Origin of the sequence: Cryobacterium sp. TmT2-59 (genome assembly GCF_004403545.1) — a bacterium.
In the GTDB taxonomy this organism is placed as follows: Bacteria; Actinomycetota; Actinomycetes; order Actinomycetales; family Microbacteriaceae; genus Cryobacterium; species Cryobacterium shii.
In genome coordinates, this window is sequence record NZ_SOGM01000101.1 from 1 (window position 1) to 11,709 (window position 11,709).

The 11,709-nt window shown below is 69.3% G+C and carries 12 protein-coding genes; 3 read left to right on the forward strand and 9 right to left on the reverse strand.

Annotation, left to right across the window (positions count from 1 at the left end):
- Both E3T24_RS16360 and E3T24_RS16365 read right to left on the reverse strand, forming a co-directional pair.
- Nucleotides 1-956, reverse strand: a 956-nt coding sequence (locus E3T24_RS16360; protein WP_134434869.1) for a type III polyketide synthase, incomplete at its 3' end; no start/stop codon positions are given.
- Between the two features lie 104 nt (nucleotides 957-1,060).
- The gene (locus E3T24_RS16365; protein WP_198415994.1) at nucleotides 1,061-1,900 is read right to left on the reverse strand and encodes a phosphatase PAP2 family protein; all 840 of its coding nucleotides are present in this window, start codon (nucleotides 1,898-1,900) and stop codon (nucleotides 1,061-1,063) included.
- 79 nt (nucleotides 1,901-1,979) lie between these two features.
- Here E3T24_RS16365 and E3T24_RS16370 point away from each other — a divergent pair, with 79 nt between their 5' ends.
- The 3 genes from E3T24_RS16370 (at nucleotide 1,980) to E3T24_RS16380 (ending at nucleotide 3,940) form a co-directional block, all read left to right on the forward strand.
- The gene (locus E3T24_RS16370; RefSeq protein WP_134366078.1) at nucleotides 1,980-2,192 is read left to right on the forward strand and encodes a hypothetical protein; all 213 of its coding nucleotides are present in this window, start codon (nucleotides 1,980-1,982) and stop codon (nucleotides 2,190-2,192) included.
- 200 nt (nucleotides 2,193-2,392) lie between these two features.
- The gene (locus tag E3T24_RS16375; RefSeq protein WP_134366079.1) at nucleotides 2,393-2,848 is read left to right on the forward strand and encodes an Hsp20/alpha crystallin family protein; all 456 of its coding nucleotides are present in this window, start codon (nucleotides 2,393-2,395) and stop codon (nucleotides 2,846-2,848) included.
- Nucleotides 2,849-3,001: 153 nt separating this feature from the next.
- Nucleotides 3,002-3,940 (forward strand): phosphodiesterase, encoded by a 939-nt coding sequence (locus tag E3T24_RS16380; protein WP_134366080.1) that lies wholly within the window; start codon nucleotides 3,002-3,004, stop codon nucleotides 3,938-3,940.
- Here E3T24_RS16380 and E3T24_RS16385 read toward each other — a convergent pair.
- From E3T24_RS16385 to E3T24_RS16415, 7 genes are all read right to left on the reverse strand, one after another.
- A complete protein-coding gene (locus E3T24_RS16385) occupies nucleotides 3,870-5,666 on the reverse strand; it encodes a stealth family protein (protein WP_134402233.1) in 1,797 nt (598 codons plus the stop codon). The genes E3T24_RS16380 and E3T24_RS16385 overlap by 71 nt on opposite strands.
- Before the next feature lie 192 nt (nucleotides 5,667-5,858).
- Nucleotides 5,859-6,287 (reverse strand): DUF1761 domain-containing protein, encoded by a 429-nt coding sequence (locus E3T24_RS16390; protein WP_134366081.1) that lies wholly within the window; start codon nucleotides 6,285-6,287, stop codon nucleotides 5,859-5,861.
- 32 nt (nucleotides 6,288-6,319) lie between these two features.
- Nucleotides 6,320-6,730: a DUF488 family protein gene (locus tag E3T24_RS16395; RefSeq protein ID WP_134366082.1), complete on the reverse strand. Its 411-nt coding sequence runs from the start codon at nucleotides 6,728-6,730 to the stop codon at nucleotides 6,320-6,322.
- A gap of 32 nt (nucleotides 6,731-6,762) precedes the next feature.
- Nucleotides 6,763-8,841, reverse strand: a complete 2,079-nt coding sequence (locus E3T24_RS16400; protein WP_134434870.1) for a DUF255 domain-containing protein — start codon at nucleotides 8,839-8,841, stop codon at nucleotides 6,763-6,765.
- A gap of 130 nt (nucleotides 8,842-8,971) precedes the next feature.
- Nucleotides 8,972-9,652 carry a nicotinamide riboside transporter PnuC gene (gene pnuC, locus E3T24_RS16405; RefSeq protein ID WP_134409917.1) on the reverse strand — a complete coding sequence of 227 codons (681 nt, stop codon included), beginning with the start codon at nucleotides 9,650-9,652 and terminating at the stop codon, nucleotides 8,972-8,974.
- Between the two features lie 259 nt (nucleotides 9,653-9,911).
- Entirely contained in the window at nucleotides 9,912-10,739 is an 828-nt protein-coding gene (locus E3T24_RS16410; protein ID WP_198416897.1) for an aldo/keto reductase, read from the reverse strand.
- A gap of 75 nt (nucleotides 10,740-10,814) precedes the next feature.
- Nucleotides 10,815-11,603 carry a helix-turn-helix domain-containing protein gene (locus E3T24_RS16415; protein ID WP_134434871.1) on the reverse strand — a complete coding sequence of 263 codons (789 nt, stop codon included), beginning with the start codon at nucleotides 11,601-11,603 and terminating at the stop codon, nucleotides 10,815-10,817.
- Nucleotides 11,604-11,709: the final 106 nt, after the last annotated feature.

Here is an 11,709-nt window from a genome sequence, read left to right on the forward strand (position 1 = left end):
GACCCGGCCGCGGCGTCCCCGCCCACCGCCGGCGCGAGCACCGCCGGCGCGAGCACCGCCGGCGCGAGCACCGCCGGCGCGAGCACCGCCGCGAGCTGGGCGTCCCGGGCGAACAGCGGTGCCAGGGCGCCCTCGATGTGCTGGTCGATGATGTGCGGCACGTAGGTGCTGAGGATCATCTCGAACCCCTCGTCGCCGATCTTCCAGGCCATGTCCTCCTCGCCGATGGGGGTGATGACCGTCTCGAACAGGTCGAGGTTGAACGCCTTCTCACCCGGCTCGGGGGGCCGGGCGCTGACGATCCCCGCGGCCGCCCCATCCGAGAACAGCGACGAGGCCACGATGGTGTCGGGGTCGTCGGAGGTGCGCAGGTGAAGCGAGCAGAGTTCGGCGCTGACGACGAGAACCACGGCGGTGGGATCGGCCTCGACGAACTGCTTCGCCGTGCGCAGCGCCGGCATCGAGGCGTAGCAGCCCATGAATCCGAGGTGGTAGCGCTGGGTGGCCGGGCTCAGCCCCAGCTCGCGTACGAGCATGTAATCGGGGCCCGGCGCGAAGAAGCCGGTGCAGGACACCGTGACAACGTGCGTCACATCGGATGCCTCGATGCCGGGACAGGCCGCGAGCGCGCGGCGCCCGGCTTCCACGAAGAGTTTGGTCGCCTCGACGATGTAGAGCTCGTTCCGCACCCGGGTGCTGGGTCGGAGCAGCCGCTGCGTCGCCGGGTCGAAGAACTGCGGGTCGGTCACCTCCGATTCCCGGGCGGGTGTGTCCAGGGTGAGTTCGTCGATGACGCTGTGCCGGGTGTCGATGCCCGACAGATTGAAGGAGACCGTCACCAGCCGTTTTCCGAGTCGGCTGAGATCCGGCTGCGACGCGAACACGTCGCGCACCTGCTCCTGGATCAATACTGTCGGCGGAACCACGGTCTGCAGCGCTCTGAGGGTGACGGACATGCCCTCAGTGTTACACGCAGGCCAGCCGCCCACACCCCCGGGACACGCGATGACGCGGACGGCACACGAGATGCTCAGCCGCCACGAAACCGATCGGCGCCGGCCTACGGCAGGCGCGAGAACAGCCGGGTGCCCGCGAACGCGACGCCCAGGCCCGCGGCGACGATCGCCGTGACACCGCCGATGTAGGCGATCAACGGGCCGGGGGTCTCGCCGAAGGCCCGGAAGTACGTGACCAGGAAGGCGGCCGCCGCCACGACGGCGAAGGGAACCAGAATCCGGAGCTGGACGCGGCCGCCCACGCCGGCCGATCCGCCGCGCGCGGCGGTCGACGCCCACGGCCCGCGGGTCAGCACGAGGCCGGCGACGCAGCCCCACACGGCCACCACCAGCAGCGCCGCGATCACGTCGCTGGGCCGGTGCCAGCCGTTGGCCAGTGTGGCCACCCCGGCGGCGATGGCGAACCCCGAACCGCCGAGTGCGGCCAGCCAGCGCGTGCGGGGGCTCGCTACCAGAAAGATGGCGAGAGCGGATGCCGCGGCCACGGTCGTGTGCCCCGACGGGAACGAGTTCCCGTCGTACCCTTCCACACCCAGGTCGGGCCGAGAGAGCAGCCCGCCCTTGAGCAGCTGGGTGGTCAGCACGGCCGCCAGCGCCGCGCCGAAGGCGACGATCAGAGTCTTGCCGTTGCGGCGCACGGCCGTGACGATGCCGGCGAGCACCAGACCCGCGACCACGGAGACCAGGGGCAGAGCATCAAGCAGCTGCTGCGCGAGCGGGGTCACGCTGCGGCGTCCGAACTCGGCGCCGTCGAAGGCGAGCTGGTCCATGGTCTGGCCGGCGAGGGTGCGCACGAAGAACAGGTAGATCCCGGTGAACACCAGGATGGCGGTGATCATTCCGGCCAGATAGCGAACGGGGCTGATCGTTGACGAGGTGCGCACATTCCACCTTCGCACGGCCCGCCTGGGGAAGCACCATCGAGCGCTCTTGACTCGGCAGGGGTCGGCGTACCGTTGAAATTTGAGAAAAGGTCATGGACTGGGCTGGTTCCAGCGAAAAGAGAAGACGAAGCGCGAGCCGGAACCGGGTGGTTTCACCGGTCTCGAAGGCGACTTCGAGGCGGAGCGGCGCCGCGCGGCCGCCGCCGCCCATGAGCCCACGCAGGCCTACGAGAACGACAGCCTGGACAAGCCCGTCTTCCCCGACTCGACCTCCGGATTGACGTACCCGTAGCCATCCATCGCGCAGGAAGCCCTTCGCTGAGCGCGAACAGAACGGGACCCTGGGCCGATTGCGGCACCGCTCAAGCGCGGTTACATTGGCAATAGTTGAGCGCCCAAGACTCAACTCTGGAAGCAAACCGCCCAAGAACCAGCCGGACCTCCGGTTCGATCCGACGATCTGACCAGACCCGGCCGATGAAAGGAATCGCTATGGCAACGTCCTATGACCCGTTCCGCGAGCTGGACCGAATGGCCTCCGCTCTGATCGACAACCGGGGCCCGCGCGTGATGCCGATGGACCTCTTCCGGGAAGGTGACCACTACGTGCTCAGCGCCGACATGCCCGGGATCGATCCGGGTTCGGTTGACATCGACGTCGACGGCCAGCTGCTCACGATCCGTGGGGAGCGCACCATGGCGAACCACGAAAACGTGAAGTGGATCACCCGGGAGCGCCTGGCCGGTTCGTTCCTGCGTCAGTTGAACCTGGGCCAGGGCATCGATGTCGAGAACATCAGCGCCACGTACAACAACGGCGTGCTGACCGTCACGATCCCCGTTCACGAGGCGGCCAAGCCCCGCAAGATCGAGGTGCAGAGTTCGGGCGAGCCGACGATGCAGGTGACGGAGTCCGCGAAAGCGGGCACGAAGAAGGCGAAGGCCTGACGAACGAAACGGGTGGGCCCGGAGCATTGCGCTCCGGGCCCTTCGTTGTGTTTTCGCGGTGTACACCGCATGTTCACCCGATGCTGATGCACTATTCGGAGTAGAGTCAGCGGACTCACCGAAGAGTTAACAGCACCAACGAATGGATATTCAGTGAACATTCGAACGGCCGAATACCCCAGGCCGGATCATTTCCTGCTTCACCTCAGCGACACCCACCTGCTCGCCGACGGCGGGCGCCTCTACGGCCGGGTCGACAGCACCGCCCACCTGGCCCGGCTGTTCGCCGACGTCGAAGCATCCTCGGGCCGCCCGGATGCCATCATCATCACCGGTGATCTGGCCGACAAGGGCGAACCGGATGCGTACGCAACCCTGCGCGGCATCGTCGAGCCGGCCGCCGCCCGGCTCGGAGCGCGGGTGTTCTGGGTGATGGGCAATCACGACGACCGGGCGGCCTTCCGCACCACGCTGCTGGACGAGGCGCCGAACACGGACCCGATCGACCACGTCGACTACATCGGCGGCCTGCGCATCATCACGCTCGACACCTCCGTACCCGGCCACCACTACGGCGCCGTGACCGACGCCCAGCTCGACTGGCTGGCCCGGGAGCTTCGCACCCCCGCCCCGGACGGCACAATCCTGGCCATGCATCACCCGCCCGTGCCGAGCGTGCTCGACCTGGCCGTCTCGGTCGAACTCCAGGACCAGTCCGCGCTGGCGCGGGTGCTGCGCGGAACGGATGTGCGCAGCATCCTGGCCGGCCACCTGCACTACTCCTCAACGGCCATGTTCGCGGGCATTCCGGTCTCCGTGGCCTCGGCCACCTGTTACACCCAGGACCTGAACGTTCCGGTCGGCGGCACCCGCGGCCGCGACGGCGCCCGCACCTTCAACCTCGTGCACGTCTACGCAGACACGGTGCTGCACTCGGTGGTGCCGCTCGGCGACTACCCGGCGCTCGACTACATCGAAGCGGCGGAGAGCGCCCGGCGCCTGGCGGGCGACGGCATCCGGATCATGCCCGCGGGTACTCTGCCAGCGTTCCGTGAACCCCCAATGACCACACCGATCCGGGTTCTGCGCTAACTGACAGCGGGCTAACTGACAGCGGGCTAACCGACAGCGCGCCGACCGACAACTCGCCGCCCGCCGGCACGGTCGGCGCCTGCCCGGCGTCGGCCTGGAACTCGCGTTCCCAGGGGGCGACGATCGGGAAGTACCGTTCGAGGAATTCGGTCACGGCCGCACGGCGCACATCGTCGGAGATCTCGGGGAAGCTGCCGTCGTTGAGGCAGAACATGTCCTGGTCGCGGCGTTTGCGCAGCTTGTTCATCTGGCGCAGGGCCAGTTTGAGGGTGGTCTCCACGTAGAGCGAGCGCACCTGGGTCTGCTCGACCGCGCGCCCCGTCATCAGTGCATAGAAGTGGTAAAGCGAGTTCGTGACCGAGATATCCGTCGCGGAGCGGAACCGGCTGGCCGCGGTGCGGGCGAAGTCCTCGGGGAACTCGGCCTCGAGCTCGGCCATCACGCTCTTCCGCAGCGGTGCCGGCGTGTGCTCGAGGTGCCGGGTGGTGACCTTGCCGAACCGTTCGCGCAGCAGCGCCCGGTTGACCCGGGCCGCGTTCTCGAACCCGCTTCGGCTGGGGTCGTTCTCGCCCAGGCCGATCCGGGTGGAGGCCTCCACGAATTTGGTGATGCCGCCCGGGGAGAAGAACAGCTCCGGTCCGACCGGGCGGCCGAAGAACATGTCGTCGTTGGAATAGATGAAGTGCTCCGCCAGCCCGGGGATGTGGTGCAGCTGGCTCTCCACGGCGTGCGAATTGTGGGTCGGCAGTGCGCTGGTGTCGGGGAAGAAGTCCTCGCTGCGCATGATCGTGACGCGCGGGTGCTCGGCGAGCCACTCGGGGGCCGGCGAATCCGTCGCGATGAAGATGCGCCGCACCCAGGGCGCGAACATGTACACGCTGCGGAGCGCGTACTTCAGCTCGTCGATTTGGCGGAAGCGGGCCTCAGACTCGTCGCCCGAGCCCACGACGTAGGCCTGCATGCGCTTGGCCCGTTCCCGCTGGAAGTCGCTGGATGAGCCGTCGACCCAGGAGAAGACCATGTCGATGTCGAAGCTGACGTCGCTGGCCAGGTCGTCGAACATGTGCTGCAGGGTGCGCCAGGTGCGCCCGAAGAGTTCGATCGTGGTCTCGCGTACCTCGGCGCGCGGCATCCGGGTGCGCATCAGCGAGTTCTCGACCGGGGCGACGATCTCGTCCTCACCGAAGTACCAGAGTTCGAGCTGAAAGGCCGTCTCGGCGCCGTACCGCAGGCGGCCGATCGGTTCGATCCGCGGGCGGTAGACCCGGAACACGGATGATGCGCGCAGCGTGGACAGGGCGCCGTCGGCCAGCAGCAACGGCTGGGTCAGGCTGCCGTCCAGCGGCAGGGCGTAGAAGGGCTCCTTCGCGAACGCTGCGATCAGGATGCGGGTGAGCTGCTTGCGGCGCTTGCGGTCGACCGCGATCACGGGCCGGTCATGGTCGCCGCGCACGAGCAGGAAGTCGATGCCGGCGGCGTCGAGCACGTCGGCGACGGCGAGCAGGTCCTTGACCCGGGACTCGCGCGGCGTGAAGTGTCCGTTGATCAGATTGATCTCACCCTTGCGCACGACGACGTCTTCCCGGTCGAAGCGGCGGGTGCGGGGGTCAGGGGTCAGCAGAACGAGCTCAGGCTCGTGGCTGATCGACAGTTCGGGGCTGGCCGACGTGGTGGCCGGGTCGAGCGGGGCATGCCGGTCGTCTTCTGGGCGATCGAAACTAGACATGGTCCTCCTCGAGAATTGGGAACACTGATTCTCAAGGCAACCGCGTGCAATGCCAGGGAGAGTGCGTCCGTTGGTACCGGACAGCCACGAACCCCTTCGAGTCAGGGAGCGAAGCAGCCGGTGGAACGCGGTGGCGCCTCCCCTAGTGTACGTCGCCGCCCTGACGCCGGGTGCGTGGTCGCTCTGGTGTCGCTACGGGGCGCCGATCCCGAACAACCCGATAATCAGAGCCATCAGCAGCAGGGTGACCAGTTCGTGCGCGATGTTGAGCACGGTGAGGCCCGCCGGGCGGCGATCGAATGCGTCGTGCGTGATCATGCGGGCCGCCGTGAAGCCGGCCCAGAGGATGAGCGCCGTCAGCAGTGCGTTGGCGAGGAAAGAGCCGCCGTAGAACGCCTGCACGATCGCCGCGGCGCCGGCCAGCACCCAGGCCGTGAGGAAGCTGACGACCACGGTGACGACGAGCGGGGCCGCCGAACCCGGGCGCACGCTCTCCTCGTCGTGGCCGACGGCCTTCATCCAGTAGGTGCCGAACACCCGGCGCGAATACCAGATCGCCCCGACTGCCATGCTCGACGCGGTGGCGAGGAGGACGGCCCAGATGTTTGTTTCGGGAACCATGTCGGAATCCTTTGGGAGTGGGCTTCGCCGGTTCAGGCGGAGCGGTTGGGTAATTGGGGATCGCGCGGTTCGGGGTTGTCGGCCAGATAGGCCGCGAGCACCCGGGCGTGGTTGACGACCGGGTCGCGGGCGCCGTAGACGAGGGTCGTCTCGGTGTGCGCGGCCGTGTTCCGGGCGAGGAGTGCCCTGAGCTCGGCCACGGCTTGCCGGGTCTGCGGCGCTGCCCCCAGTTCGGCGGTGTAGCGCTCCGCGAACTCGGCCAGCCGAGCGGGGTCGTGGTTCCACCAGGTGCGCAGATCGGGACTGGGGGCGACGTCCTTGAGCCAGAGATCGAGCCGGGCGTGCTCCTTCGAGACCCCGCGCGGCCACAGCCGGTCCACGAGCACGCGCACGCCGTCGGACTCCGCCGGCTCGTCGTAGACCCGCTTGATCAGGATGCCCATGCGGCCAGTCTCGTCTCGGTCGGGTACTTTCTCTAGTCCGCGTCTGCGGTCTGCGTTGCGGTCTGCGTTGCGACGGTCGGCAGGTCGGCCGGGTCGGTAACCGGCAGGCTGCAGGCGAAATCGCGGCAGAGGTACGCCGTGGGCCGCTGGTCGCGCACGGTGCGGTCCCGGAACAGCTCGAAACCCGCGGCCGCGAATGCCTCGGCCTGGCCGTGGGTGACGGATGCGACGAGTCCGGCGACGCGACGGCGCACCGCGTCGAGCAGCTCACCGGACGTGCCCGGCCGGGCGTCCTCGTCCGGCACCACGACCACCAGTTGCTCGGCCGGACCGGCCAGCTCGGCCAGGAGACGGAGGGCCGCGCCGAACGCGAGCGGCCGCTCCCGGACGCGGTCGGCCAGCAGCGCCATCGCCGCCACGGCGGCCGTGCGATACCGGTCCTCGGCGGTCAGCAGGAACAGCAGGTGCGCCGCCTCGGCGGTCGCCGTGATCCCCGACGGGTAGGCGCCCTCCGACGGGTCGACCTCCAGGGCGAGGCCCTGGCCGGCCAGGATCGGGTCCGGGCCGTCCGGCGCTCGAAACGGCGTCCGGGCCGGGGCATTCCCGGCCGTGTGTGCGGTGTCGGCGGTGTTGGCGGTGTTGGCGGTGTCGTCGGTGGTGTCAGTGGTGTCAGTGGTGTCAGTGGTGTCAGTGGTGTCGGCGGTTTCGGCGGTTTCGGGTGTTTCGGCTGTGTCGGTGGTGGTCGATAGCGTGGCGTCGATCAGTCGGCGCGCTGCCGTGGCGTATCGCACCTCACCCGTCGCGAGAGCCAGCTCGAGGAGGCCCGATGCCAGCATCCCGAAGTCCTCCAGTGTGGGCTGGGCGGTCGACGTGCGCCCGGCGATCGACGCCCGCACGAGACTCCCGTCCCGGCGGAGGTGGTGCTCGAGCAGGTAGTCCGCCGCCCGGGCCGCGGCCGCCGTGAAGGTGGGCTGGTCGAAGGCGAAGCCGGCCCGGGCCAGCGCGGCGATGCCGAGGCCGTTCCAGCCGGTGAGCACCTTCTCGTCGAGTGCGGGCGGGGTTTCCTGCCGGCGGTCGTCTTCGTCGAGAGCGTAGTAACCGCCCTCGACGCGGCGCCCTCCGACGGTGCTTTCGGAGTCCTGCGCGCTGGCGAATCCGCCTCCGGGCAGGCCGAGCACGGTGATCAGGAAGCGTGCAACGCCCCCGGCGACGGAGCGCGCCCACTGCTCGCCGGTGAGCTGCCAGGCCCGGGTGTAGAGGTCCAGCAGTTGCGCGTTGTCGTAGAGCATGCGCTCATAGTGCGGATCACTCCAGTCGCGGTTGACGGCATACCGAAAGAAGCCGCCCTCGACTGAATCACGCAGCGGCGACGCCCCCATCCGCTTGAGGGTGCGCAGCGCGAGCGCCCGCCCGGACTCCTGCCCGGGTTCTTGCCGGGGTTCTTGCCGGGGCTCCGTGGCGCGACCGAGCAGGAAACCGAGAACCGGCGCGACCGGGAACTTCGGCGCGCCGCCGAAACCGCCGAAACGCGGGTCTTCCTGCGCCGCGACCTCGCCCGCCACCCGGTCGAGGTCGTCGTCGCCCGGCAGCTGCCCCGTGGGGATCTGCTGCGCGGCGGCGGCGAGCGCGTCGGCCACCAGCGACGCGCTCTCGGTGACCTCCGCGCGGCGGGTGGTCCAGGCATCCGTCACCGCCTCGAGCATCTGCCGGAACGACGGATGCCCCGGCAGCGGCAACGGGGGAAAATACGTGCCGGCGTAGAACGCCTGCCCCTCCGGGGTGACGAAGACGTTGAGCGGCCAGCCCAGCCCGCCCACGAACGCGCTGGCCGCGGCGAGGTAACTGGCGTCGACCTCCGGGTGTTCCTCCCGGTCGACCTTGATGCTCACGAAGTGCGCGTTGAGGTAGTCGGCGAGGTCCGGGTCGCTGAAACTCTCCCGGGCCATCACGTGGCACCAGTGGCAGGTCGAATAGCCGATCGAGACGAGCACGGGCACGTCGCGCAGGCGCGCCTCCACGAATGCCTCCGCCCCCCAGCCGTGCCAGTCGACGGGATTGTCGGCGTGCGAACGCAGGTAGGGGCTGATCGCGGCGGCGAGGAGGTTGGGCATGCCTCCATTGTGCCCGCCGCCCCCCGTGTGCGCCCGTAGCCGCCGGCCCGGCGGCGCAGCGCGCAGCGGGTACGCCCGGCTTGGTGCGCGTTCGCGCGGCCTAGTGCGGGTTCGCTCGGGTTCGCGCGGCCTAGCCTTGCCCGGTGAGTTCGCGGGCGACGAACTCCTGGCGGCGGCGCTGCACGCGCATCCAGATGAAGAAACCGGTGATGGTGAACGCCCCGTAGAAGAGGTAGAGCACGGCGGAGGCGTAGTACCCCGCGCTGAGCAGAAGCGGCACCCCGACGATGTCAACGGCCACCCAGATCAGCCAAAACTCGGTCCAGCCCTTCGCCATGCCGTAGGTCGCGAGCAGGGATCCGGTGAAGATCCAGGCGTCGGCCCAGACCGGTTCGAACGAGCCGAGCGCGCGGAAGATCGGCGTCAGGATCAGGGTGCCGGCGACCAGGCCCAGGCCGAGCAGGATGCGCGTGCGGTTGCCGGCCCAGTGCGGCGCGACCGCGACGTGCGTCGCGGAGTGGCGGCTGCGCGACCACTGCACCCAGCCGAAGATGGACACGACGATGAACATGATCTGCCGTCCGGCCTGGCCGAGCAGGTTGACCGGGTTCGGCGTGCCGAAGACGGCGCCGAGGAAGACCGTGAACAGGAGGGCATTGCCGAGGATGCCGACCGGCCACGCCCACACCTTGCGGCGCATGCCCCCGACCGCGCTCAGGATTCCGAACGCGTTGCCGATGACCTCACGCCAGAGAATGGTCTGGGTTCCGATCTGCAGCTGGGCGTCGAAGAGCCACTCAATCGGATTCATCCGTCATCTTCTTTCCGTTAACCACCCAAACCTATGCCCCCACCGCCCGCAGCCGAGCCCGCTCGTCCACTCCCGAGCCCCGACTGCTGCTGCCGAGCCCGCTCCCACCCCGCAGGTCTCGAACCAATTCGACGGAGATATTGCTCTAAAACCGCGGATCCGGGCCGTTTCGGGCCGTTTCGGGCAAAATCTCCGTCGAATTCGTTAGGGGCGCGTGGGCGCGTGGGCACGGCGGGGGGGGGGGACGGAGGCGCGGGGGCTAGTTGACGTCGTTGGGGTGCGCGCTCACGCGGCCGGCGCGCTCGAGGGACGAGATCGTGGCCAGCTCCGTGCGGCTGAGCTCGAAGTCGAAGACGTCAAAGTTTTCGGCCATGCGCCCGCGGTTGCTGGACTTGGGGAAGACGATGTTGCCGGTCTGCAGGTGCCAGCGGATGACGACCTGAGCAGGCGTCTTGCCGTGCGCTTCGGCCGCGACGGCCACCACGGGCTCCTCGAAGAGCGGGTATTTGCCCTGGCCGAGCGGCCCCCAGGCCTCGATCCGGATGCCGTGCGCCCGGGCGAACGCGGTCACCTCCCGCTGCTGGTGGGCCGGGTGCAGCTCGATCTGGTTGACCGCGGGTACGACCCCCGTTTCCGAGATGACACGATCGAGCTGGGGCTCGAGGAAGTTCGACACCCCGATCGAGCGGGCCCGGCCGGACTCGCGGATCTGCTCGAGCGCCTTCCAGCTCTCGACGTAGCGGTCGTTGGCGGGCGCCGGCCAGTGGATCAGATAGAGGTCGACGTAGTCGAGCCCGAGCTTCTCGAGGCTCTCGTCGAACGCCTCGAACGCCGACTCGGTGCCCTGGCGGTCGTTCCACAGCTTGGTGGTCACGAACAGTTCGGAGCGGTCGATGGCGGATGTCGCGAGCGCGGCTCCGACCCCCACCTCATTGCCGTAGATGGCGGCGGTGTCGATGTGCCGGTAGCCCACCTGCAGAGCGTCACCGACGATGCGGGCGGTCTCATCGGGGTCGACCTTGAACACGCCGAAGCCGAGCTGCGGGATGGTCTGGCCGTCGTTGAGGGTCAGTGTGGGCACGGAAATGGTCATCGGCCCACCCTAGGTCGCGGCCACGGCGGCAAGCTGAACGGCAGGCAACGACCGGGTTACGAGACCGGGTCAAGCGCGCGCGTCGGCCCAGTCCCGGCCCAGCCGCAGGTGGCACAACTCGGGACCCACGAACGGGCGCAGCTCGATCTGGTCCGGGTCGCGGCCCAGATCGCGGGCAACGCCGCGCACCAGGCCCAGGTGAACGGAACAGATGACCTCGGTGTTCCGCCGCGCGTCGTCCCGGAACGGGCAGGCGTGCAGCGCGATGACCGGGGCGGCGGGAGCAGTGGCGGCGGGAGTGGGAGCGGCAGCGTCGGGAGCGGCAGCGTCGGGAGCGGCAGCGTCGGGAGCGGCAGCGTCGGGAGCGGCAGCGTCGGGACCCGACGCCGCGGCATCCGTCGCCTCGTCGGGGTCGAAGCCGAGCCGGTCGAGGATGCGCAGCAGCGGCCGGACGCCCTCGTCGGCGGTCCCCCGCAGCTCGTCGGCGTAGGCCGAGGACCAGCGTTCACCGGCGCGGGTCGCCCGGGCGCGCCCGCGGTCGTCATCCTCGGCGAGTGCACCGGCGAGCACCCGGCTCATGTCGTGCTGGGCGCCGTCTTCGCGCGTGGCCGGTCCGGCCGTGAAGAGGATGCGAGGCCGCCCCCTGGTGCCCGCGCGGTCGACGGCACGGCGGATCAGGCCGGCGTTCTCGAGCTGGTCGAGGTGGAACCGGGCCGTCGTCACGTGCAGCCCGACGCGCCCCGCGACCGCGGCCGCGTCGAGGGGAGAGGCTGAGTCCATCAGGAGGTCGAGCACCTGACGGCGGGCGTCGGACGCGAGGGCGGCGTGTCGGTCCCCGTTCCCTTCCTCAGTGTTCATTCTTTGATGCTAACATCGTGCGGTTTAAGCGCCACCCCGAGTCAAGACAGAGGCAAGACAGAGACGCGACGGAGGCGAGACGAAGGCGCGACAGACCTCAGGCGGA

What these genes read in the sequence shown, in the direction of transcription:
- pnuC (WP_134409917.1), bottom strand. Translation starts at nt 9,652, where the DNA reads ATGAATCCGATTGAGTGGCTCTTCGACGCCCAGCTGCAGATCGGAACC.
- E3T24_RS16415 (WP_134434871.1), bottom strand. Translation starts at nt 11,603, where the DNA reads ATGAACACTGAGGAAGGGAACGGGGACCGACACGCCGCCCTCGCGTCC.
- E3T24_RS16390 (WP_134366081.1), bottom strand. Translation starts at nt 6,287, where the DNA reads ATGGTTCCCGAAACAAACATCTGGGCCGTCCTCCTCGCCACCGCGTCG.
- E3T24_RS16375 (WP_134366079.1), top strand. Translation starts at nt 2,393, where the DNA reads ATGGCAACGTCCTATGACCCGTTCCGCGAGCTGGACCGAATGGCCTCC.
- E3T24_RS16385 (WP_134402233.1), bottom strand. Translation starts at nt 5,666, where the DNA reads ATGTCTAGTTTCGATCGCCCAGAAGACGACCGGCATGCCCCGCTCGAC.
- E3T24_RS16395 (WP_134366082.1), bottom strand. Translation starts at nt 6,730, where the DNA reads ATGGGCATCCTGATCAAGCGGGTCTACGACGAGCCGGCGGAGTCCGAC.
- E3T24_RS16400 (WP_134434870.1), bottom strand. Translation starts at nt 8,841, where the DNA reads ATGCCCAACCTCCTCGCCGCCGCGATCAGCCCCTACCTGCGTTCGCAC.